This window comes from Vibrio sp. ABG19 (assembly GCF_029962385.1).
Taxonomy (GTDB): Bacteria; Pseudomonadota; Gammaproteobacteria; order Enterobacterales; family Vibrionaceae; genus Vibrio; species Vibrio ostreae.
The window spans coordinates 2888742-2911983 of the sequence record NZ_CP071708.1; the positions used below are offsets into that span (position 1 = coordinate 2888742).

Annotated in this window: 16 protein-coding genes; 10 read left to right on the forward strand and 6 right to left on the reverse strand. The window is 47.5% G+C overall.

All coding sequences use genetic code 11. The annotated features are described in order from the left end of the window. The first annotated feature begins 183 nt into the window (after window positions 1-183). The 8 genes from J0X00_RS19355 (at window position 184) to rmf (ending at window position 13725) form a co-directional block, all read left to right on the forward strand. Window positions 184-5025 (forward strand): NAD-glutamate dehydrogenase, encoded by a 4842-nt coding sequence (locus J0X00_RS19355; protein WP_282477522.1) that lies wholly within the window; start codon window positions 184-186, stop codon window positions 5023-5025. Between the two features lie 73 nt (window positions 5026-5098). Further along, window positions 5099-6109, forward strand: a complete 1011-nt coding sequence (pyrD, locus tag J0X00_RS19360; protein ID WP_136486500.1) for a quinone-dependent dihydroorotate dehydrogenase — start codon at window positions 5099-5101, stop codon at window positions 6107-6109. A 209-nt stretch (window positions 6110-6318) separates the two neighbouring features. Further along, window positions 6319-6864, forward strand: a complete 546-nt coding sequence (locus tag J0X00_RS19365) for a cell division protein ZapC (protein ID WP_282477523.1) — start codon at window positions 6319-6321, stop codon at window positions 6862-6864. Between the two features lie 529 nt (window positions 6865-7393). After that, complete coding sequence (gene rlmKL / locus J0X00_RS19370; protein ID WP_282477524.1) at window positions 7394-9517, forward strand: bifunctional 23S rRNA (guanine(2069)-N(7))-methyltransferase RlmK/23S rRNA (guanine(2445)-N(2))-methyltransferase RlmL; 2124 nt, start codon at window positions 7394-7396, stop codon at window positions 9515-9517. Between the two features lie 26 nt (window positions 9518-9543). Beyond that, entirely contained in the window at window positions 9544-9786 is a 243-nt protein-coding gene (locus J0X00_RS19375; protein ID WP_206208420.1) for a glutaredoxin family protein, read from the forward strand. Beyond that, window positions 9764-11680 carry an ABC transporter ATP-binding protein gene (locus J0X00_RS19380; protein ID WP_136486492.1) on the forward strand — a complete coding sequence of 639 codons (1917 nt, stop codon included), beginning with the start codon at window positions 9764-9766 and terminating at the stop codon, window positions 11678-11680. The genes J0X00_RS19375 and J0X00_RS19380 overlap by 23 nt, the downstream gene beginning before the upstream one ends. Beyond that, window positions 11680-13386 carry a DUF3466 family protein gene (locus tag J0X00_RS19385; RefSeq protein WP_282477525.1) on the forward strand — a complete coding sequence of 569 codons (1707 nt, stop codon included), beginning with the start codon at window positions 11680-11682 and terminating at the stop codon, window positions 13384-13386. Before J0X00_RS19380 ends, J0X00_RS19385 begins: the two co-directional genes overlap by 1 nt. A gap of 165 nt (window positions 13387-13551) precedes the next feature. Beyond that, window positions 13552-13725, forward strand: a complete 174-nt coding sequence (gene rmf / locus J0X00_RS19390; RefSeq protein ID WP_136486488.1) for a ribosome modulation factor — start codon at window positions 13552-13554, stop codon at window positions 13723-13725. Between the two features lie 127 nt (window positions 13726-13852). On the opposite strand, the gene J0X00_RS19395 is transcribed toward rmf, so the two are convergent. The 3 genes from J0X00_RS19395 to J0X00_RS19405 form a co-directional block, all read right to left on the reverse strand. Continuing rightward, the gene (locus tag J0X00_RS19395) at window positions 13853-15046 is read right to left on the reverse strand and encodes an ISL3 family transposase (RefSeq protein ID WP_282476786.1); all 1194 of its coding nucleotides are present in this window, start codon (window positions 15044-15046) and stop codon (window positions 13853-13855) included. 137 nt (window positions 15047-15183) lie between these two features. After that, the gene (gene fabA / locus J0X00_RS19400; protein WP_136486486.1) at window positions 15184-15702 is read right to left on the reverse strand and encodes a bifunctional 3-hydroxydecanoyl-ACP dehydratase/trans-2-decenoyl-ACP isomerase; all 519 of its coding nucleotides are present in this window, start codon (window positions 15700-15702) and stop codon (window positions 15184-15186) included. Between the two features lie 65 nt (window positions 15703-15767). Then, entirely contained in the window at window positions 15768-17417 is a 1650-nt protein-coding gene (locus J0X00_RS19405) for a Lon protease family protein (RefSeq protein WP_218563104.1), read from the reverse strand. A 265-nt stretch (window positions 17418-17682) separates the two neighbouring features. On the opposite strand from J0X00_RS19405, the gene matP reads away from it, so the two are divergent. Both matP and J0X00_RS19415 read left to right on the forward strand, forming a co-directional pair. Further along, window positions 17683-18132, forward strand: coding sequence for a macrodomain Ter protein MatP (gene matP / locus J0X00_RS19410; RefSeq protein ID WP_136486482.1), 450 nt, complete (start codon window positions 17683-17685; stop codon window positions 18130-18132). Between the two features lie 11 nt (window positions 18133-18143). Continuing rightward, entirely contained in the window at window positions 18144-18461 is a 318-nt protein-coding gene (locus tag J0X00_RS19415; protein WP_136486480.1) for a DUF3634 family protein, read from the forward strand. An 84-nt stretch (window positions 18462-18545) separates the two neighbouring features. Here the strand turns inward: J0X00_RS19415 and J0X00_RS19420 are convergent, their stop codons facing one another. The 3 genes from J0X00_RS19420 to J0X00_RS19430 form a co-directional block, all read right to left on the reverse strand. Beyond that, window positions 18546-18785: a hypothetical protein gene (locus tag J0X00_RS19420; RefSeq protein ID WP_136486478.1), complete on the reverse strand. Its 240-nt coding sequence runs from the start codon at window positions 18783-18785 to the stop codon at window positions 18546-18548. A gap of 1480 nt (window positions 18786-20265) precedes the next feature. Continuing rightward, window positions 20266-22017: an ATP-binding protein gene (locus J0X00_RS19425; RefSeq protein WP_136486476.1), complete on the reverse strand. Its 1752-nt coding sequence runs from the start codon at window positions 22015-22017 to the stop codon at window positions 20266-20268. 6 nt (window positions 22018-22023) lie between these two features. Continuing rightward, the gene (locus J0X00_RS19430) at window positions 22024-23214 is read right to left on the reverse strand and encodes an FIST N-terminal domain-containing protein (RefSeq protein ID WP_136486475.1); all 1191 of its coding nucleotides are present in this window, start codon (window positions 23212-23214) and stop codon (window positions 22024-22026) included. Window positions 23215-23242 lie beyond the last annotated feature (28 nt).

Sequence of the window (23242 nt, forward strand, 5' to 3'; positions counted from 1 at the left end):
GATTTTTGTAGTTATTTAAACAGGTACATCAGTCACATTCTCAAACATTTCACCGCGCTCTGGCCCTAAAACCATTAACGTTTTATCAATAAAACTTTTACAATAGTCCATGCATCACCAAGTGTAAGCACTATGCTTACTGCATACCTTACAAGCATATAATTCTAATATCTGGAGTCGCCTATGACCGCGCGTGAAAGTTTAATGCCGGTTCTGCTTGAAAAAGTGTATCAACTGATTCAAGACAAACTTGAGCTTGCTCATCAACCCCTCGTCACCCAACTCGCCCAACATCTCTTCAGTAACGTCGCTCAGGACGATCTGATTGAACGTAATGAATCCGACCTTTATGGTGCTGTAGTCAGCCTGTGGCATCACATCAGTGAACAATCGCCTTCGCAGCGCTCGGTTCGGGTGTTTAACCCAACCGTCAGTAAGCAGGGCTGGCAGTCCACGCATACCATCGTTGAGATTGTGGTGCCGGACAGCCCGTTTCTGGTTGATTCGATTAAGATGGCGTTAAGCCGGTTGGAACTGACGGCTCACCTGATGCTCAATGGCCCGACTCAAATTGCCCGCAAAGCAGATGGTTCGATTGACAACATCAATCAGGGCGAAGGGCCACTGCAGTCGTTGTTTCACATTGAGGTGGACCGGCTGAGCAGCAAGGAAGAAATGAATGCACTCAAGGATGAGATTCTGGCCATTCTGAATGACACCGCTTTGGTGGTTCAGGACTGGAAACCCATGGCGACGAAACTGGAACAGGTCATCCATTCTCTCGAGCAGCAGAAAGATCGTATTCCGGTTGACGCTGATCGTTATGAAGAAACGCTCAAATTTCTGCGTTGGTTGGGTAATCACAACTTTACCTTCATGGGGTACAAAGAGTATGACCTGGTCAATGCAGAAGGTGATACCGAGCTACGTCCGACCGAAGAAGCGGGCCTTGGCCTGTTCTCTCTGGCCAGTCGGGTGCGCTGCGTGAAGTTGTCGAATTTCCCGGATTCGGCACGTCTGGAAGCGAAAAAGCCGTTTCTGCTCATTCTGACCAAAGGCAACAAACAGTCACGTATTCACCGTCCGGCCTATACCGACTATATCGGCATTAAAAAGTTTGATGACAAAGGCAAAGTGATTGGCGAACACCGTTTTACCGGCCTTTACACCTCAGCCGTGTATAACCAGGCAGTCGAGAGTATTCCTCTGATCCGCGAAAAGGTCGAGCGGATACTGGTAGCCAGTGGTTATCGGGTGGGTTCCTACGCTTACAAAGCGCTGCATAATATTCTGGAAAATTACCCGCGTGATGAACTGCTGCAGGCGCGTGAAGAAGAGCTGCTTGAAGTGGGTATGGGTGTGGTCCAGATGCAGGATCGCGACCTGATCCGTCTGTTTGTGCGTAAAGATCCGTTTGGCCGTTTCTTCAGTTGCATGGTGTATGTGACCAAAGAGCGTTACAACACCGAACTGCGTCGCCATACGCAGCGCATTCTCAAACATTATTTCGGTTGTCAGCAAGAAGTGGAGTTCACCACTTATTTCTCAGAAAGCCCGCTGGCCCGTACTCATTACATTGTTCGTGTGGACAACAACAACATGAACGTTGATGTGAAGAAAATAGAGCAAAACTTAATGGAAGCATCTACGAGTTGGGATGATCGCTTGTCCGAAGCGATCGTGGCGAATCTGGGCGAAAGTAAAGGTCTGCCTCTGTCGAAGCAATACCTGCATGCGTTCCCGCGCTCGTATAAAGAAGACATGATGCCCGGCTCAGCGGTGGCGGATATTGAGACGCTGGAATCTCTGGATGAAGATAACAAGCTCGGTATGTTGTTCTATCGACCGCAGGAAGAGAGCAAGGATTCTAAAGCGGTACGCATGAAACTGTACCATCGCGATGAACCTATCCATCTGTCGGATGTGATGCCGATGCTGGAAAATCTGGGGTTGCGCGTGATCGGGGAGTCACCGTATGAGGTCGTTAAATCAAACGGTCAGACCTACTGGATCCTTGATTTCTCTATGCTGCATAAGAGCGACAAGCAGGTTGATCTACGTGAAGCGCGCGATCGTTTCCAACAGGCGTTTGCGGCGATCTGGAATGGTAACCTGGAAAATGACGGTTTCAACCGTCTGGTTCTTGGTGCGTCACTGACCGGTCGTGAAGTGTCGATTCTGCGCGCTTACGCACGTTATATGCGTCAGGTCGGTTTCCCGTTCAGTCAGCAGTACATTGAAGAAACACTCAATCATTATCCGGAACTGGCCAAGGGGCTGGTGGATCTGTTCCTGCGCCGCTTTGATCCGAAGTTCAAAGGCGCAGCTAAAGGTCAGGCCGATTTAATGACCAGACTGACCAAACAACTCGATAACGTCGAAAGCCTGGATGATGATCGTATTCTGCGTCGTTATATGGAGATGATCAGTGCCACGCTGCGTACCAACTATTTTCAGACCGACGAGCACAAACAGCCGAAACCGTGGCTGGCTTTGAAAATGAAACCAAGCGAGATCCCGGATATTCCTGCCCCGGTACCTGCGTTTGAAATCTTTGTTTATGCACCGGACATTGAAGGTGTCCACCTGCGTGGCGGTAAAGTGGCGCGTGGTGGTCTGCGTTGGTCTGATCGTCAGGAAGACTTCCGTACCGAAATTCTTGGTCTGGTGAAAGCTCAGCAGGTTAAAAATACCGTGATTGTGCCGGTGGGAGCAAAAGGCGGTTTCGTGTGTAAGAAACAGTACCTGATGACGACCCGTGATGAGATCTTCGCGGAAGGTCAGCGCTGTTACAAACGCTTTATTCGCGCCTTACTGGATGTCACTGACAACATTATCGAAGGCGAGCTGATCGCACCGAAGAATGTGGTGCGCCACGATGAAGACGACCCGTATCTTGTTGTCGCCGCTGATAAAGGTACAGCGACCTTCTCTGATTTGGCGAACTCGGTATCGGAAGAATATAACTTCTGGCTTGGTGATGCATTTGCTTCGGGCGGCTCAAACGGTTACGACCACAAAGCGATGGGGATAACCGCGAAAGGTGGCTGGGAATCAGTCAAACGCCACTTCCGTGAACTGGGTATCGATTGCCAAACCACAGACTTCACCGCTGTGGGTATCGGCGACATGGCCGGTGACGTATTTGGTAACGGCATGCTGTTGTCACAACATATCCGATTGCAGGCTGCGTTTAACCACTTGCATATCTTTATTGATCCGGATCCGGATTCAGCATCAAGCTGGCATGAGCGTCAGCGCCTGTTTAATCTGCCGCGATCCAGTTGGGAAGACTACAACGCAGAGCTGATTTCTAAAGGTGGCGGTATCTTCTCGCGCAAAGCGAAGTCGATTAGCCTGACACCAGAAATTCAGAAAATGCTCGGTACGAAAAAAGCCAGTGCCGCGCCAAATGAGCTGATCAAGATGATCCTGAAAATGGAAGTTGATCTGCTCTGGAACGGCGGTATCGGTACGTATGTGAAATCATCACGGGAAACCAATACTGATGTTGGCGACCGTGCCAATGATGCGCTGCGCATTGATGGCGGCGAATTGCGAGCCAGGATTGTTGGTGAAGGCGGTAACCTGGGTATGACCCAGCTAGGCCGGGTGGAATATGCGCTGAACGGCGGCCGGGTTAACACCGACTTTGTTGATAACGTTGGTGGCGTGGACTGTTCGGATAACGAAGTCAATATCAAGATCTTCCTTAACGGCTTAGTAGCGAATGGCGATCTGACTATTAAGCAGCGTAACCAGATCCTGGAATCGATGGAACAGGAAGTGGGTGAGATTGTAATTGAAGACGCCTACACCCAGTCTGAGTCGATTTCTGTGACAGAGCAGCAAGGTGTTGCCGCAGTAAAAGAGCAAATTCGCTTTATCCATCATATGGAAAAAGCCGGTCACCTGGATCGCGGTCTGGAATATATTCCGGACGATGAAACTCTGCTTGAGCGTGAAAAACAGGGTCAGGGCTTGACTCGTCCGGAACTGGCCGTGCTGGTTGCGTACGGTAAGATGGTGCTGAAAGACGAACTGGCGTGTGACGACATCGCCAATGATGCATTTCATGCCACTCAGCTGGTTCGTTACTTCCCATCTGCGTTACGCCGTGACTTTTCTCAGCAGATGAACAACCATCCGCTGCGTAAAGAGATCATTGCGACTGCTCTGGCCAACCAGATGGTCAATGAGATGGGCTGTAACTTCATTACCCGTTTGCAGGAAGAGACAGGGGCTAACGTCGTTGATATTGCTAATGCGTATGCAGCCGCACGCGAAATTTACCAACTCGATTCTGTGTTGGATAAAGCGCGCAAGCTGGATAACAAAGCGAGCAGTGAAGCACAGTATGATGTGATGTTCCATGTACGCCGCACCCTGCGTCGCTTGTCGCGCTGGTTCCTGCGTAACCGGACCGCGAAGCCTTCCGTGCAGATGTTGATTGACAGTTATCAGGCCGATGTAAAAGCCATCGCCAAACAACTGGACCAATTGCTGGTGGCTGATGAAGTGGCTGAACACAGTGCAATGGCAGAAGCTTGGGTGAAACAGGGCGTAGAGTCTGAACTGGCCCATTATGTTGCCCGTCTGTCGAGCCTCTACTCAGTACTGGATATATCTACAGTGTCCCGTGAAAGTGGTAAAAGTGTTGAGCAAACAGCCAAACTTTACTTCAACCTTGGCGATCGACTCTCACTGCATTGGTTCCTGAAACAGATCAATGGTCAGGCGGTCGACAATAACTGGCAGGCCCTTGCCCGTGCGGCGTTCCGCGAAGATCTTGACTGGCAACAACGCCAGCTCACGGCTCAGGTACTTAATTGTGGCTGTGATACCGAGTGTAATGATGTGATGACCCTGCTGGACGGCTGGATCGAAGCGAACGAGATGTCGTTGCACCGGTGGGAAAACATACTTAATGAGTTCAAAGTCGGTACTGTGCATGAGTTTGCTAAGTTCTCTGTAGCGATGCGGGAATTGATGCTGCTCAACTTAAACTGTCAGGCAACCGAATAACAATTGAATTGTCAGACAAATACGTCAATAATAACGCCCCGTTTAATCGGGGCTTTTTTCTTTCGGAGGCACAATGCTTTACCGCTTAGCCAGAGCTGGCTTTTTTCAACTGGATGCTGAAAAGGCGCATGAACTCGCCATTCAAAATTTCAAACGTTTCACTGGTACACCTCTCGATCTCTTCTATCGTCAACACCTTCCTGACCGTCCTGTCGAATGCATGGGACTGACCTTCAAAAACCCGGTAGGCCTTGCAGCTGGTCTGGATAAAAACGGTGAATGTATCGATGCGTTTGGCGCAATGGGTTTTGGCTTTGTTGAAGTAGGCACGGTCACTCCGCGCGCTCAACCTGGTAATGACAAACCTCGTCTGTTCCGTTTGATCCCGGCAGAGGGCATCATCAACCGTATGGGTTTCAACAACGAAGGTGTGGATCACCTGGTTGAGAATGTAAAGAAATCCAACTTCGACGGCATCATCGGTATCAACATCGGTAAGAACAAAGACACGCCAATCGAGAAAGGGGTAGACGACTACCTGATCTGTATGGATAAGGTTTACCCGCACGCAGGTTATATCGCCGTTAACATTTCATCCCCGAACACACCGGGACTGCGTACACTGCAATATGGTGAAGCACTGGATGAACTGCTGGCGGCATTGAAAGTGCGTCAGGCACAACTGGCGACTCAGCACAGCAAATATGTTCCGCTGGCACTGAAGATCGCACCGGATTCCACCGATGAAGAGCTTAAGCAAATCTGTCAGTCACTGTTGAAGAATAAGATTGATGGTGTGATTGCAACTAACACCACCTTAGATCGTTCCGTAGTGGAAGGGATGAAGAATGCCAATGAAGCAGGGGGCCTGAGTGGTCGTCCGCTGCAATCGCGCAGTACGGAAGTGATCAAGTGTCTGTATAAAGAACTGGGTGATGAGATTCCGATCATTGGTGTGGGTGGTATTGATTCTTTTGTTGCCGCTAAAGAGAAACTGATGGCGGGTGCAAAACTGGTTCAGGTCTACAGTGGTTTTATTTATCACGGTCCGAAACTGGTCAGCAACATCGTTAAGAATCTGTGAGCAAGTCAAGCTGGCACAACCAATCTTAGCAAGATACTGACACGCAAGATCATTTTGTCAGAAGTGACAAGGTGACGAGAGAGGGAATGAGATAATCATTTCCTCTTTTTTTTTACTGTTGCGTTCTTAGAATTAGAGTAATTCGTTGGCAAAGGTAATTAAGCGTTTTACCTAATCGTTTGAAAATTAATAAATTGAGAATCGGAACAATGCTTAAACCAAGTGACAAATGGAGTTGGTACTATTCAGATAGCGAAGGCTATTTGATGCTGGACCTGGGCGAGGAGATGGTATTCCGTACCAATCTCAGTCGCAACCTGCTGGTGGACTGCGGGTTCACCGATAATCACTTTAGTGTTGATGACGCATCAGACTATCAAACATACAAGGAACGCATCAGCGGCCTTGATTTAAGCGAACCACGTAAAGCTGAACTCGCCCTGTATTGTGTGGCGGCCAAGCGTTTTCATAAACCGGTTCAGCCTAAGAGTTGGTTCTTTGATTACCAGGGCGAGGAGTCTGTACCTGAGGAAGGGGACATCGTCAGCCTGGTTAACGGTTATAATCAGGGCTATTTCATTGTTCTGGAAGTCGGAGAGAGTGCCAGCTTGTGTGCTTTAGCTGATTTAGATGCCTTTGTACTGAATGGAAGTAAACAGCTTGAATTCGGTCAGGTGATTAAAGTCATGCATGACCGCATGGCCAACGCCAACCATATTTTTGTTGCGGAACCGACCATGGCTCTGGTTGGTTAATCAGCTACCCTTAGCTCCGCATCACAAACGTTTCCCTACTTTATTTCGTTTCTTTTTATATTTCCCATCGGCTTCAGGCCGATTTTTTTTGCCTGAAATTCCTGCTTTGACCCGTCTTCGTTCACTTATCTTGACTTAGTGCTGCCAAAAAATTGGGCTCAAGTTCAAACTTTTCACTAATTAGTTTCCCGTCTGCAAGGCTGAAGTGACGTCTTTTCTGCCTGATACTGAGTGTAAATTCACCAGTTTATTCCGGTTTTCCCTGCTTTTGTAACTAAATTACAGTCATATTTATTGTTTGGTATAGACCAAGTTGGGCGTGAATAAATACTCACTATCGCTTTAAGGCTGATAACCAGGTCAAATAATGCTCGATTGGAAGGCAGAGTGGTTGTTGGATAACGAAAGGAGTTATTGCTGCTCTATTCGCCAACCAGGCAGGTTTTTAAAGAAATGATTCGTTTAGATTTAGGCATGACCTTTAATGTCAGTTATAATCTGAAACCATTTTTACCAGTTAAAGAGCACTATGAATCAGTATCTAGCGGTGACTTCGAACGGTCTTGAAAACCTGTTAGTCGAAGAATTAACAAATTTAGGCATATCCGACGCCAAGCCAGTCCAGGCAGGGGTGAAATTTAAGGCGACAAAGGAGCAAATTTACCGTTGTTGCTTATGGAGCCGCCTCGCTTCTCGATTCGTACGTGTGGTTGCAGAGTTCACTTGTCAGGACGATATGGATCTCTACCTATCGGCGACTGCAATCAACTGGGTTAACCATTTCCACAGTTCGAAGAAATTCGTGGTTGATTTCAATGGTACCAACCGCGAGATTCGTAACAGCCAATACGGTGCGATGAAAGTCAAAGACGCGGTCGTTGATTGTTTCGAGAAGAAAAATCTGCCTCGTCCGTCGATCAGTAAAGATCAACCTGATCTTCGTCTGCACGTTCGCCTGCATAAAGACAAAGCCCTGCTGGGGATCGATATGGTTGGTAGCGGCCTGCATGTACGTGGCTATCGCCCGGAGTCGGGTAAAGCACCGCTGCGTGAAACTCTGGCTGCTGCCATTATTTTGCGTAGCGGTTGGGATGCGACCAAGTCAATGCTCGACCCGATGTGCGGCTCTGGTACCTTGCTGATTGAAGCGGCAATGATGGCCGCCAATATTGCACCCGGTGTAAAGCGTGAAAAATGGGGCTTTGAAGCACTGGAAGATTTTGATGCGGAGCTTTGGGCGACCATTAAGTCCGAAGCTAACGTTCAGGCACGTAAAGGCGTCAAGAAAGTTGACGCTAAGTTTTTTGGTTTCGATAACGACCCGCGTGTTGTACAGGTTGCTAAAGACAACGCACGTCGCGCTGGTGTCAGTGAGCTGATTGAATTTGCGGAAGGCGATGCTGCGACGGTTAAACGTCCGGCCGGTTTCGAGCAAGGCGTGATTGTGTGTAACCCGCCATATGGTGAGCGACTTGGTACTCATCCGGGCCTGATTGCGCTGTATACTGCCTTTGGTGCCCAACTGAAAGCGGAGTTTGGCGGCTGTCAGGCATCGATTTTCTCCAGTTCCGATGAGTTGCTAAGCTGCTTGCGTATGCGGGCTGAGAAACAGTTCAAGATGAATAACGGTGCACTGCCATGTCATCAGAAGAACTACAGTATTTCTGCACGTGAAGCGTCTCAACAACAGGGCGAGCAACAACAGAGCCTGATTGCGCCGGATTTTGCTAATCGCCTGAAGAAGAACATCGGCAAAATTGGTAAGTGGGCTAAACGTGAAGGGCTGGATTGTTACCGTATTTACGATGCGGACCTGCCGGAATACAACGTGGCGATTGATGTCTATCTTGATCACCTGGTGATTCAGGAGTACGCGGCGCCGAAGAATATTCCGGAAGAGAAAGCCAAACGTCGTCTGACCGATATTATTCGTGCAGCGATTCAGGTTACCGGCGTTGACGCCAATAGTGTGGTGCTGAAAGTTCGTGAGAAGAAAAAAGGCACGAATCAGTATCAGAAACTGGGTCAGCAGGCCGAGAAGATGCATGCGCACGAATATGGCGTACAGCTGATTGTTAACCTGTACGACTATCTCGATACGGGTCTGTTCCTGGATCACAAACTGACTCGCCGTCGTTTGGGCCAGATGGCCAAAGGTCAGGACTTCCTTAACCTGTTTGCTTATACCGGTTCTGCCACAGTGCATGCTGCTGTAGGTGGTGCGAAATCGACCACGACGGTCGATATGTCGAAAACTTACCTGGACTGGGCAAAAGAGAACATGGCATTAAATGGCCAGGTAGGGCGTCAGCATCAATATGTTCAGGCTGACTGCCTGCAATGGCTGGAGAAAGCAACTGGTCAGTACGATTTGATCTTTATTGACCCGCCGACATTCTCTAACTCCAAGCGTATGGAGCAGAGTTTTGATGTTCAGCGCGACCATATCCAGTTGATGACACACCTGAAGCGCATTCTGCGTCCGAACGGAACCATTGTGTTCTCCAACAACAAGCGCCATTTTAAGATGGATCTGGAACAGCTGGCAGCATTGGGGCTGGAAGCGAATAACATCTCTTCTCAGACACTGCCGCTGGACTTTGAACGCAACAAACACATTCACAACTGCTGGCTGGTGACTCATCAGCAATAACAGCTCAGAAGGTTGGCACAATGGATATGATTACACTGTACAGTACGGAAGGCTGCCACCTTTGTGAAATGGCATATCAATTAATAACGCAGGCTAATGCAGCTCATCATGTAGAGGTCGTCGACATTGCGTTCGACGACGCTCTGTTTTCTCGTTACGGGGTCACTATTCCTGTCCTCGCATATCAACATTCAGAGCTGAATTGGCCTTTTGATCTCAACGAATTAACTCAATGGTTAGAAGATAATGGCATTAATTACCATTCATAACGGTTTACTCGCATTTGGCGATCACCCTTTGCTTGATCATGCAGATTTTGCGCTGCAGGAAAATGAGCGCGTCTGTCTGGTAGGCCGTAACGGGGCAGGCAAGTCTACGCTGATGAAAGTGTTAGCCGGCGAAGTCCAAATGGATGACGGGAAAATGCAGGTCACCCAGGATGTCGTCGTGTCACGTCTCGAGCAGGATCCGCCGCGCGACCAACAGGGCAATGTGTATGATTACGTGGCTGGTGGCCTGGCAGAAGTGGGACATCAGCTCAAGATCTATCAGGATCTGCTGGATCTGGTGGCGGTCGAGCCAACCGAATCGAATATCAACCGATTGGCGCGCATTCAAGAGCAGTTGGAGCACTCAGGTGCCTGGCGCTTTGAAGACCGCATCAACAACGTGCTCAATGCACTTAATCTGGATGGCCACACTAAGCTGACCGAATTGTCCGGTGGCTGGCAGCGTAAAGCCGCGCTGGCTCGCGCGCTGGTGTGCGATCCGGATGTGCTGTTGCTTGATGAACCTACCAACCATCTGGACGTGACCACCATCGAATGGCTGGAAGGCTTCCTGAAAGATTTTCGTGGTTCGATTATCTTTATTTCCCACGACCGCGCGTTTATCAAGTCTATGGCGACCCGCATTGTCGATCTGGACCGCGGCCAGTTGAATTCTTTCCCGGGTAACTATGACAAGTATCTGGTGGATAAAGAAGAGCAACTGCGAATTGAAGAGATGCAAAATGCGGAGTTCGATAAAAAACTGGCTCAGGAAGAAGTGTGGATTCGTCAGGGTATTAAAGCGCGTCGTACCCGTAACGAAGGCCGGGTTCGGGCACTGAAAAAGCTGCGTGAAGAACGTGGTGAACGTCGCGAAGTGCAGGGTAAAGTTAATCTGCAAATCGATGATGCCGCGCGTTCAGGCAAAATTGTGTTCGAAGCGGAACACCTGCAATATGCCATCGATGGTAAAGCGATTGTCAGTGATTTCAGCTTTAACATTATGCGCGGTGATCGTATTGCGCTGGTGGGGCCAAACGGCTGTGGTAAGAGTACGCTGCTGAAACTGCTGCTGGGAGAACTGCAACCGGACAGCGGCCGCCTCCATTGCGGTACCAAGCTGGAAGTAGCTTACTTCGACCAGTATCGTGAAATGCTCGATCCGGAAAAATCGGTGATTGATAACCTGGCAGACGGTAAACAGGAAGTGATGGTCGGCGGGCGTCCACGCCACGCTCTGAGTTACCTGCAAGACTTCCTGTTTGCGCCTAAACGCGCACGTACCCCGGTCAAAGCATTGTCAGGTGGTGAGAAAAACCGCCTGTTATTGGCGCGGATTTTCCTTAAATCAAACAACTTATTGGTGCTTGATGAACCAACCAACGATTTAGATATCGAAACTCTGGAACTTTTAGAAGAATTGCTTGCCAATTATCAGGGTACGTTATTGTTGGTCAGTCACGATCGTGAGTTTGTTGACAATACCGTGACCTCCAGTTGGATTTTCGAAGGCGACGGTGTGATAGAAGAGTTTGTTGGCGGCTACCATGACGCTCAGCAACAACGTCAGCAAGTACGCCAGACGCGCAGTGTTGAAAAAACCGTCAAGACAGAGAAAGTGGTTGAGGAAACTCCCAAAACGGCGGCTGCAAAGCCGAAGTCGAAGAAGTTATCCTATAAACTGCAGCGCGAACTGGAAACGTTGCCTGTCAAACTCGAAGAATTAGAAGCGGAGATTGAAGCTCTGCAACAGCAGGTCAATAACCCGGAGTTTTTCGGTCGGCCTGTCGAAGAGACACAACCCATTTTAGACAAGTTAGCTGCGACTGAGCAGGAGCTTGAAGTTGCTTTCGAGCGCTGGGAAGAGCTCGAGGCAATGCAACAGGAAAGTTAATGAAACCGATGATAAGTAACAAGTTTAAACTGACACTGATTACCGCCGCGATTCTGTCTTCCGGCACAGCCTCTGCTGCGCTATATCAGGTGGTGGAAGTCGAACCAAGTACCACCTTTGACTATCAAAGCAGCTTTGGTGTTGCCATTCAGCCCGGAACGGCGACCGGTGGTTCAGAGGCCGCATTAGGTTGTTTTGACTCGGATGCGACCAATTGTACAGCAGACGACTTCACGCTGGCAGGTGAAACGCGCTTGTCTAATGCCAGTGCCGGTGAAGCAGTTGATGGCCTGAGCTACCGTGAGGAGGTGCCGTTTGGTATGGATAACCGATTCCTGTACATCCAGGATCGTGATGATTTTGAGAACTACTGTGATAATGAACTCAGATTTGCCATTTGTGAGTCCTGGGCTTCAGTACGCTGGAATCAGTGGTACAACGAACTGAGCGGTAACACAACACCAAATTCGATCGCCTTTACTGGCAGCTCGACCACGGGGACGCCGGTGGACGAGACACAAAACGTGGTGGTTAACAGCCTGACTGATACGGGTGAACCGGTGGGGATCGCATCTACACCTGGTAATGTCACAGAATATCGACGTAATAGTGTAATCGGATTTGTCGGTGGTACGGAATACAGTGATGGATTGCAGACCCGAGTATGGAAGACAGACGGCACGTATACGGTGGGTAGCATCGCCACATCTGCAACAAATGATGAGGGGACGTACTATTCGTCCAAAGCGGCACTGTGGAATGGAACAACGGCGGTGCAACTGAACTGGGGAGAGCAGGTCGACGGCGCTGAAGTGGACAACTATTTAGCCCAGGGTAGTTTGCGAGATTTTGTCGTTAGTGGCTCAACCCTGTATGCGGTTGGTTACAATACTTATGATGTGGACTCAAACGATAACCTACTCAATGCCACGGTGTTCTCAGTCAATACCGCGAATGTCTCCGATTCAGCGAGTTGGTCATCCAGCTCTGTTTCCGGAGCGACGGTGCGTAAAAATAATCTGCGAAGTGGTGACTATATTTACAGTAACACCATTTTGACCGGCGTGAACAGTAACCTGGTCGCGATTGGCGAATCCAAGCGTAGTGTGACCGGAGACAATGGTTTGACCGGTAGTCGGGTGTTTGTGGTGGATGATGTGACTTCGCCATCGGCTTCTTATCTGAGTGGTGACATCTTCTTCAACGGAGCGGGCGGTAAAGCGGGTGGCATTAATAACTACAACGAAATCGTCGGCCAGGTTGACGCGGAGAATGTGCGTGAAGCGAACGGTAAACCGCGTCGTAAGCGTGCCTTCATCTACCCGTATAATGGTACTGGTACCGTAGAAGAGCGCCGAGCGCTCTTTAACGACCAAGGGTGGTGGCTGGATAACCTGACCAACGGCGGCACCTACTCAAGTGACAACAACCAGTATCGCATTATCGATGCATCTGATATTAACGATGCGGGCGTGATTGCTGCAACAGCGATTAAGTGTGACGGTGGCTACTCAACCACGGCGTATAATGCGAGCTGTGACGGTACTGAGACCACGGTTGCGGTGAAGCTGATGCCAATCCCTGGTGCAACCAGCGCAGACATCAGCGCGCGTGGCACAGACGAGATGACCACAGAACGCAGTGGTGGTAGCTTCGGGTTGTGGATGCTGGCGGTTCTGGGCTTGCTTGGGTTCCGTAGAAAATAGCAAAAATTTGTCAAACGAGGCACAAGTTCACAGATCTGGACTTGTGCTTTTTTTTACCTTGAGAAAGTGCGTTTTTTGAGCAATTCTTATTAGTGTGGTCATGTAAATGCCACACTATTTTAATAGTTGTAAGTTAGACACAAGTTACTGTATGAGGACTGCACTATGAAGAGACAGAAGCGTGATCGCCTGGAACGAGCTCAATCTCAAGGGTACAAAGCGGGTCTTAACGGCCGTTCACAAGAAGAATGCCCGTATCAGCAGATGGATGCCCGATCTAATTGGCTAGGTGGTTGGCGAGAAGCTAGAGAAGATAAAACTTTAGGTCTCTATAAATAATTTTCCACATACTCAGGAAGTTAAGCCCCGAAAGGGGCTTTTTATTTGTTTGCACAATGACTGGGTTTGACTTCAATACGTATAATCTAATGCACTATAACTAAGTGTTCTGACTATAAAAAAAGGTTCATCGCGGCTTTCCGGGGAAAGCCGCTTTTATCTTTAAAAAAAAGTAATCGATATCTCGGTAACCGTAGCCCATTCGTTTGATTAACTTTATTTTGTTGTTTATCCCTTCGAGCGTACAGGTATTGAGTGGGTAGCTTGCAGAAGCAACGATGCCATGAAGATACGGTTTGAGCTTTCTCGCGAAGTCCATAAGCGGCTTGATCCCGCTTTCTTGAACTTGCTCCCACCATACGTCCCATAAGTCTTCCGCTTCTCTTTCCGACTGGCACCTCCATAACTCTTTAAGCTGAGAGCCAAGTAAATACGTCACCATTAAGTCCTTGTTCATGCTCAGTATCTCACTCAGATAGCTCTCCTGCTTACCGTCTAAATTAGCTCTGTTTTTGAGGAGAACCCAGCGTGAACGTTTCACCCATTGGCGCGTTTTCTTGTCCTGTTTGAGTTGATTAGCTTGGTCAACTCTGACTCTATCCATCACTTCCCGGCCAAATTTGGCGACCACGTGGAATAAGTCGTACACAATGCGGGCGTTAGGACAATGTTGCTGCACTTCAAAGTCGAAAGCCGTATTCATATCCATTGCAACCGCTTCTATGTTCTGGCTATGCTCACCGAGTAATTCAAAGAAGGGACGGATATCTTTTCGGCTGCGTCCGACGCCTATCCAAAGCACTTGATGCGTCTTAGCATCCGCGATAACAGTGGCATAACGATGTCCCTTGAAGAGAGCAAACTCATCCATGACCAGTTGTCTCAGCTCTGCCCAGTTAACCTCTGGCACCACATGTTGCAGCCGACGCTTATCTATCGCCTTAATCGTATGCCAATGAACCCCCGTCATCTGGGCAATATGTTTGATAGGAAGAAGAGGCAACAACTGCTCAATGTAACTTCTTAAGCGGTTAGTCAGGCGAGCAAAAGGTTCAAGCCAAGAAATAGATTCGGTTTTGATACCGCAGTCAGGGCACTTGATACGCCTTGTTTGTAGGGATAGCTCGACGGGTACGCCGAGAATCATCGCTTCCTTAATCGTGCGCCACTGATAATCATGTATGGCTTGAACATGTTGCCCACATGAACATCGAGCAGTTGTGCTGGGTTGGAGAGTAATCGTGATGAGAGAAGACGTTTGTACAGACTTTACGACATGAAAGCCTTCCCAGAACGATGATAGGAAAGTATGATTCGGCATGAAAACGGTAGTTTGTGTAAGGTTGTGTTTGGCGATGTAACCTTATCACTTACTACCGTTTTTGTTTTAAGTTCCCGCTAATCCGCGATGAACCTAAAAAAACCGCTCATTTGAGCGGTTTTGATAAAATCAGGTGCTTAAAACGCTGAAGTGTCTGTAAACAGGCCAACTTTCAGGTCTTTAGCCACATAAATTTCTTTGCCGTCAACCAGAACACGACCATCAGCCAGGCCCATAACCAGTTTGCGGTTAACAACACGCTTCATATGGATTTCATAAGTCACTTTCTTCGCTGTAGGCAGGATTTGACCAGTGAATTTCACTTCGCCAACACCCAGTGCACGACCTTTACCTTTGCCGCCAACCCAGCCAAGGAAGAAACCAACAAGTTGCCACATCGCATCCAGGCCAAGACAGCCAGGCATGACCGGATCGCCGGGGAAGTGACAGTCAAAGAACCAAAGATCAGGAGTGATGTCCAGCTCAGCTAAGATAAGGCCTTTACCAAAATCGCCTTCTGTTTCAGACATCTTAGTCACGCGATCCATCATCAGCATGTTAGGCGCAGGAAGTTGAGGGTATCCAGGACCGAACAGCTCGCCACGGCTAGAGGCTAGAAGGTCATCACGATTATAAGAGTCACGTTTGTTCTGCATTATCAATTACTCCAATTTTTGATAGGGTGCATGTTAGTGAACACGTGTACGCCAAACAACTCCGATCAGTTCGAAACAAACCAGTTTTTGACGCGTTCCACAAATCCTTGTGGCTGAACGTGTTTTTCAAAGTTATCAATTCGTTCCGCTATTCGGCTGATGACACTTTCTTCATCATCACCACGGAACGGCTTCTTCATCAGGACAGGTATCGCTTCATCCACATTGGATACTGGCCAGATGTTGAACTCTCCATTCTTAATACTTTCGACGACAGATTGATGAAGTGCAAGATGTTTTAGATTACTTTTGGGCAGAATGACACCTTGTTTACCTGTAAAGCCATTATGCTGGCATACTCGATAGAAGCCTTCAATTTTTTCGTTAAGGCCGCCAACGGCCTGCACACGGCCAAATTGGTCGACTGCGCCAGTTACCGCAATCTGTTGGTCAATCGGGTATTCAGAAAGGGCACTGACCAGTGAACATAGTTCTGCCAGAGATGCGCTGTCGCCATCGACTTCACTGTAAGACTGCTCGAATACGACCGAAGCGGAGAATGGCAATGGCATATCCAGATCCAGCGCGCTGCTGACGAACGCCTGCATAATCATCATGCCTTTGGCGTGCAGGTTACCACCAAGCTCCACTTTACGTTCCACGTCAGAAATATCGCCATCACCAAAGTGGATAACACAGGAGATGCGCGCCGGTTCACCGTACGAAACTGGGTGGCCGGCCACTTCAATCACGGTCAGGCCGTTCACCTGGCCAATCTGTTCGCCCTGAGTTTCGATAATGACCTGGCCATCGAGAATATCATCCAGTGCGCGCTGCGGCAGATAAGATTCACGGTAGTAGCGTTGGTCAAGCGCTTGTTCAATGTGCGCTTTGTTAATCAATTGTCCCTGGCTCAGCAGGGCCGCTTCTTCCAGCAGTGAACGATGCCACATCACGCATAGCGGGGCATAGTGCTGATCTTCGGTATAACGTGCGCCGGCCGTCATCAGCGCGATAATGGCGCCGCTGTCCAGCTCAGGCAGTGTGTAACGCTTAGTAATCCAACGCAGATAGCCGAGGTAATTCTGAATTGAATCAGTATCGATTTTAATGTCCATCTCTAGTTCACTAAACAGACAAAGGCCTGAGTGAATATCAGCATCAAGATAATCGATGTCACCGAGTTGGGTGCGATCGCCAAGTACGATTAGTTTGATGTTGTAATTTTTACTGATCGTGGTGTGCAATGGTGACTTAGGATCGCAGTTGATCGGAGAGATCGGGTCGCCAAGAACGGCAGACTTAAGCATTGGCCACGCCAGAGGGTTTGCCAGCAATAAATTCGCTGAAACAATCAGATAGCCATGATTGGCTTTATCCAGTAACCCCGGAATTTGACTGATGATTTCGCCACGTTGCGCTTTCACCTGACCGAATATGGCACTGATGTCGAGCGTTTCGGTAGTGATGATCGGCAGGGCCGGATTAGCATGCTCTAGCTGCTCTTTGATTAATGTCCGGTAAATCGAGTTGTCAGGCCCGTTCACCAGCAGAATGCGACTAAAACCCTTGATATGTATGAATCGTTCAAGTGCGAGAGAAAGTCTGCTCTGGGTTTCAAACAGAGAAACAGATGGCAGGCTCGGGTATTGAGAAAAGTCAGCGCTGAACTGGTCATACTGAGGCGTCGCCAGACGCCAGATATCTTGTGTCATTGAATCGTCGAAATGATGAAAAAGAGCCAAATTATATAGAAAAACCGGATGCACGAATAGCTAAGATGAACACAGAGTGGATATTTTCGATTTGTCTCAATAGCCAGCGAACTCACGCTATACTCTTCAGCATACAGCACCGTTTTAATCTAAGGTAACTGACTGAAAGTTTGATGATCCCAGTCGTGTTTTTTGCGGATTGAATTGAAAGTTAAGTCACTTCTGGGTTACGCTGTCACCCTAACGTTAACCGGAATTGCCTGGCATGAAATATCAACAACTTGAAAACCTTGAATGTGGTTGGAAGTGGCAGTATCTCATTAAAAAGTGGAAAGATGGCGAAGCAATCACATGCCATATCGATCGCAGTGAAGCGGATGCCGCCGTTCAGAACTTGAAGTCCATCGAACATGAGCCAACCCTGGTGCTCGAGTGGATTGAACAGCATATGGCTCCCGAGCTTGAGAATAAACTCAAGCAGGCTATTCGTGCCAAGCGTAAACGCCATTTCAATGCTGAGCAGCTACACACGCGCAAAAAGTCGATCGATCTGGACTACCGTGTGTGGGAAAAATTGTCGGTTCGCGCTAATGACTTAGGCTGTACTTTATCGGACGCGATTGAATATCTGCTGAGTGAAGCATCGCGCAGCGAAAAGGCCAGCCGCACTGTATCTAACTTGAAAGAAGACCTGAGTAAGTTGCTGTCTGACTAGGAGTAAGCAATATGCTGTATGTGATTTTAGTAGCTGCGATTGTGATTTTCTGGCTGGTTGCGGTTGACCGACCGGTACTTAAAGTGAAATTTAAAGATGGTGCCATTCAAAATGTGAAAGGCCATTTTCCGCCGGCATTTAAACATAATGTTAGTGAAATCGGTGAGGTGACCCCCTTTGATGGGGAATTGAAAGTCTACCAACAACGCACTGGAATGAAACTGGTCTTCTCGAATCAGGTTCCGAAAAAAATTCAGCAGCGCATTCGTAATGTCTTTCCGCATCAAGGCTTTAAGAGCAGTAACGGCAATACCAAGAAAGGGCGCTGATTAAGTTACCAGGTCACATATTTATGCTAAACGGCTGAGCACTTCTGTGTTCAGCCGTTTTTCTTTGGGTGACGAAAGCTTAGTCTAACGTCGTTTCAAGGCTTCAAATGCATCGACAAAACCATCGACTTTGGCACGTAAGGTTTCTAGCTCTGCGCGCAGCTGTTGATTCTCTTCTTGTTGCTGTTGGTAAAGTTGGTGATACTGCAAAGCCAGGTAGCCGCCCTGAATCAGGCTTTTTGACATAGTAGGGAGCTCAGTCAGCTCTTTGAGTTGCGATAACATCAGTTGGTGGTTATCTATATCGCGGATGGTTATTGCCATGGTAATTTCATATCATCTATGTGGCTGGCTATGATAGCAAAATTCATTATATATCAAAAGTATAACCAACTATGATTGCAAGGCTCCTAGGGTAAATACTTTTGATTTGTTCAATATGATAGCAAATGGCGTGAAATCGCTTATCAGAGGTTTATCTGGAAAAGCATGAATATGACCTAAATAGCCATATCTGACGCACTATAACTATTTTTAAGGTCGAATCTAAAACAACAACACATCGTATCTCAATACGCCTCACACAACTGCCCAATATCATCGTTGTAAATTGCTTAGTTTAGGAGGTGTTTCAGTCCGTGAATCCACTAGCCAAACCGTCCGAACTTCATTGTTACGAGACACGGTCCCAACGTCACTGACTTGGCCATAACCAAGCGAATAAAGTAGGGAAGTTGCCAGTTTAAAATCCGGATAAAGAAGATGGCTTTATCTGTAATCATGACACTGTAACTTTTATGTATATTGTTAATTTCGGTGTTGGTTGTGTAGCTAAGACTGCTGCTTCTCCGCTATCAGAGTAGATCTGAAGTTAAGAAAGATGAATGCCAACACTTCGGCATTTAAAATCAGATGTGATATTCACAGCGGTTCTCTCACGCCAAATAACAAGCCAGGCTAATCTGACACAAACAAGAATCCGTCCAGGCATATGACGCTAGGATCTATCAGCGATACCGACAGAAAAAATCAGCCAACCACAATAGTTCAGGCTTTATGTAGCAGAATGACTAAGACCAACAAAAAGATAAGACTTCAATCTATTCAAAACAACCCGTTGTTGGTTATTAGAGCAACGCAGCAACCGGTCACTCTGGGCCAATGTTTTGAAGACTGTTGTACACGATGGAACGAATTAAGAATTGAATGGAAGATTAGCGCAAACCGTAAACTTAGCGACCGAGTTGATGTCGGATTGGCAGATACCCAGATTAAGTCAAAAGTAGAAGATTCAACGTCGAGGACAACATGAGTGATCATGACAAACGATCAGACAAAAGTCCTGGTCGGTATACAACGAGCCACGGGTTGTAGTTATGAATTTGAACAAAGAGTCACGAGTTAAAAACACAGAAAGCACAGCGGCGCATCTCATCGTATTAAGAGTAATGAATACGGATGTAATCCTGATTTTGAATCGTTAGCAACATTAATTGATTAAGTAATATCAGGTGCGTAGTTCACCGCGAACTAGCGGTAATTTGGCTAAAATTTACCGAAGATCAAGCAAGAACTAGCAACGTTGCCCTTACAATCATAGTGCGCATTATATGTATTATGTTAAATTAAGTATGTATGGATATAGGTACGGCACTGATGTAGCTTCCCTTTCCTCTTATCTGCATGATTTCTATTGAACATAACCAATTTACCATAAAGTATATAATTACCATATTGATAAAAGTCTCTAACTTTTAGCAATATGGTAATTAATTAAATTTGTGATCGACTCATTCTCATTGAGTTAAACTGGATTGATGACATTACGTGACTGCAGATAACGATCTGTGATTCGCTGTAATTCTTTACTGCGAATTGGTTTGATAATGATGTCGTTCATGCCAGCGCTAAGGCAAACCTCATGGTCACTATGCATCGAATGTGCAGTTAAAGCGATGATTGGTGCTGATATCTGCTTAGCCCGCAACATACGAGTCGCCTCAATTCCATCCATCACTGGCATAGAAATGTCCATGAAGATCAGATCAAACGCCGGTTCCCTTGTGACGATATCTATCGCTTGCTGGCCATTTTCCGCAATCGTGACGTTGTAACCCATGCGATTTAGCAACAGTTTGATGACCATCTGGTTGGTTTTGGTATCTTCAACGACCAAGATATGTTGTCCGACGTTTGCTACAACAGCTTTGGTTGATAGCTCATTGTCTGGCACTAGCACTGTTGTGACCTGATCACTTGAGCGTGATTTTAATGGCAGAATGATAGAAAACTTAGAGCCTTGACCAAGCTCGCTCTCGACTTTGATTTTTCCCTGCATCAACTCGACCAGATGTTTGGTAATCGCTAATCCAAGCCCGGTGCCACCGAAGTTACGTGTAATAGAATCGTCGGCCTGAATAAATGGCGAGAACAGATTATCAATACGCTGACTGTCGATGCCGATACCAGTATCCTCGATATTAATCTCGAGCCCATCCCGAGTCGTGACCAAACGTACATCAACACTGCCGTGTTGGGTGAACTTGATCGCGTTACCCACAACGTTAAACAATATTTGCGTTAAACGAACTTCATCCACCCAGTATTCGTAGCCATCATGGATGGTTGCCTGGAGGTTGAACTGAATGCCTTTTGCAGTTGCGACCTGATGATGATGTTCCAGAGCCTGGTGCAATTTCTTACGTAGGTTAATCCAGTGACAGTGTAACGAGAAGTGACCGGACTCGATGCGACTAAAATCAAGAATATCGTTAATGATCACCAGCAAAAGCTCGGCAGAATTTTCCATCTGCTCTAGCATTTCCAATTGGTAGATCTCTGAATTTTCTCGTAAAATATCGATAAGGCCTAACACGGCGTTAAGTGGGGTTCGCAGTTCATGGCTCATCATGGCCAGGAATTTTGATTTGGACTGGTTAGCCTGTTCCGCTTGTTGTTGAGCAATTTGCAGTTCTTGGGTTCTTAAATCAACCAGCTTTTGCAGCTCTTCTTTATGCTCAATATCGTTGATGGCTCGTTCGAGAAGCGGCCGGAAACGCAGTAAAGTTGAGCGGGTTTCGAGGCTGAACTGCCCTTTCCTATTCCCCAGTAGCAGCAAAACAGAGTCACTGGTTTGTGCACGGATTCCGGCGATCAATGCCGACTGAATCTGGTCTTTAAGGAAGGCGTTCAGATTTTGGAATTCATCAAGTTTGCCCGGTTCAAACAAAATAATGCTTTCACCATCAAGGACACGCTGAAACTTGTCGCCATTGAGCCATTCCTTGCCCTGGAAGGCAAGATTAGACGCAAGAAACGTCAGGTATACCTGACGATGTTTGGGCTTCGAAATCACAATGAAATCATCGAACTCAATATAACGACTGAGTACCTTTTTCAATTCCTCGAAAATCTGATACTTGTTGTCGGCATGACTGAACGCTGACAGTGCCGCGAGAATAACCCGGTTTTCTTCCGCTAAGCGTTGCTCTCGTTCCTTACTTCGTTTCAGTTCTAGTAATGCTTCATTAAACTGTTCGATGATCTCTTGTTCCATGTTCGATTACTCGGACTCGTAAAAAATGACGGATGAAATCATCAGATTACCATGAGCTGTCTCACCACCGGTAAAGCGACCTTGTTCTCCGTAAGTAAACGGACAGATGAAGGGTTGTCCGTTCATCTGAGCTTTGATTTTTTCCTGTACACCCACAATGTCGTCGCCTAAACGCAACATGGAGCCAGCACAGTAAATAATGATTGAACCTAGTAATTGAGACGATTGGTAGTTTTGTGTGTTCGCTTGATCAACGACACGCGATGCGCGCTGAATTAACTGTTCTCTGGAGCCGGTCATGAGTGTCACTTCCTCTCCCTGTGAGATGGTCGCGAACATCTCCATCGCACCATCTGGCGTCATACGCACCGGGTGGGATAATTTATAGTAAGGACGATTATGTACGTAACCGGCTATTCGTCCAAGTGGAAAACGTGTGACATGTTTAAACAAGTAGTGCTCGGATATTTGCACGCTTGAATGATCACTGACCCATTCTTTATAAATCTGCTCTGCGGGTTCTCCGTCTATTTCGTGAATATAGCGGCCGGTAGCGCGAGTGACGGTACCGGTAAATTCCGTCGGTGAATAGCCGGCACTGAATCCGGTGGTATTGGGCTTGGAAGGAAACATCAGTTGAAGCGATAAGCCATTTTTTACTGTGCCGCGTTCAGTTATCGCTGACCACTGCCGCTGAATATAACTGTCTGCCGGGCTGCCACCGATGATTGGAACAGGTGTACCAAAGGTTTCATCAATTGCCTGAATACAAAGTTCTTCATTGCCGGGAGTAGCATGTAAAATCACTAAACTGGGGATTTCACCTATCCGGTTTGCCGACTTCAGCGCCTGATTGATGGCCTCTGCCGTGACGGTTTTGTAATCGGTTAACGCGTTGTCCAGCGACAACAGCGCACTTCCGTATGCGCTGTTGGGACCGTCGTAAATAGCCATCAAAGCGATCACCGGTCCGGCATGGAAACCGTGCTCTGTCATCACTCCCTTACAAGATGAGCAACCAACAAGAGGAACATCTGCAAATGCTTTGCCAAACTCTGTCGTCAGGATGTCAGCCGGATATTCGTCAGTATAATAACAGACTAAACTTGAAAGTTCTGGGCTGAATAATGCCTCTTTCAGGTACTGAACTGCTAAGGCAGGGTTAGAAATATGAGTGAATGCTGTTTTTAATCGCATGAACGAATACGTTATAGGGTTATTTATT

What these genes read in the sequence shown, in the direction of transcription:
- J0X00_RS19430 (WP_136486475.1), bottom strand. Translation starts at nt 23,214, where the DNA reads ATGCGATTAAAAACAGCATTCACTCATATTTCTAACCCTGCCTTAGCA.
- J0X00_RS19420 (WP_136486478.1), bottom strand. Translation starts at nt 18,785, where the DNA reads ATGGCAATAACCATCCGCGATATAGATAACCACCAACTGATGTTATCG.
- J0X00_RS19365 (WP_282477523.1), top strand. Translation starts at nt 6,319, where the DNA reads ATGCTTAAACCAAGTGACAAATGGAGTTGGTACTATTCAGATAGCGAA.
- J0X00_RS19425 (WP_136486476.1), bottom strand. Translation starts at nt 22,017, where the DNA reads ATGGAACAAGAGATCATCGAACAGTTTAATGAAGCATTACTAGAACTG.
- matP (WP_136486482.1), top strand. Translation starts at nt 17,683, where the DNA reads ATGAAATATCAACAACTTGAAAACCTTGAATGTGGTTGGAAGTGGCAG.
- J0X00_RS19385 (WP_282477525.1), top strand. Translation starts at nt 11,680, where the DNA reads ATGAAACCGATGATAAGTAACAAGTTTAAACTGACACTGATTACCGCC.
- J0X00_RS19355 (WP_282477522.1), top strand. Translation starts at nt 184, where the DNA reads ATGACCGCGCGTGAAAGTTTAATGCCGGTTCTGCTTGAAAAAGTGTAT.
- fabA (WP_136486486.1), bottom strand. Translation starts at nt 15,702, where the DNA reads ATGCAGAACAAACGTGACTCTTATAATCGTGATGACCTTCTAGCCTCT.
- pyrD (WP_136486500.1), top strand. Translation starts at nt 5,099, where the DNA reads ATGCTTTACCGCTTAGCCAGAGCTGGCTTTTTTCAACTGGATGCTGAA.
- J0X00_RS19380 (WP_136486492.1), top strand. Translation starts at nt 9,764, where the DNA reads ATGGCATTAATTACCATTCATAACGGTTTACTCGCATTTGGCGATCAC.
- J0X00_RS19375 (WP_206208420.1), top strand. Translation starts at nt 9,544, where the DNA reads ATGATTACACTGTACAGTACGGAAGGCTGCCACCTTTGTGAAATGGCA.
- rmf (WP_136486488.1), top strand. Translation starts at nt 13,552, where the DNA reads ATGAAGAGACAGAAGCGTGATCGCCTGGAACGAGCTCAATCTCAAGGG.
- J0X00_RS19405 (WP_218563104.1), bottom strand. Translation starts at nt 17,417, where the DNA reads ATGACACAAGATATCTGGCGTCTGGCGACGCCTCAGTATGACCAGTTC.
- rlmKL (WP_282477524.1), top strand. Translation starts at nt 7,394, where the DNA reads ATGAATCAGTATCTAGCGGTGACTTCGAACGGTCTTGAAAACCTGTTA.
- J0X00_RS19415 (WP_136486480.1), top strand. Translation starts at nt 18,144, where the DNA reads ATGCTGTATGTGATTTTAGTAGCTGCGATTGTGATTTTCTGGCTGGTT.
- J0X00_RS19395 (WP_282476786.1), bottom strand. Translation starts at nt 15,046, where the DNA reads ATGCCGAATCATACTTTCCTATCATCGTTCTGGGAAGGCTTTCATGTC.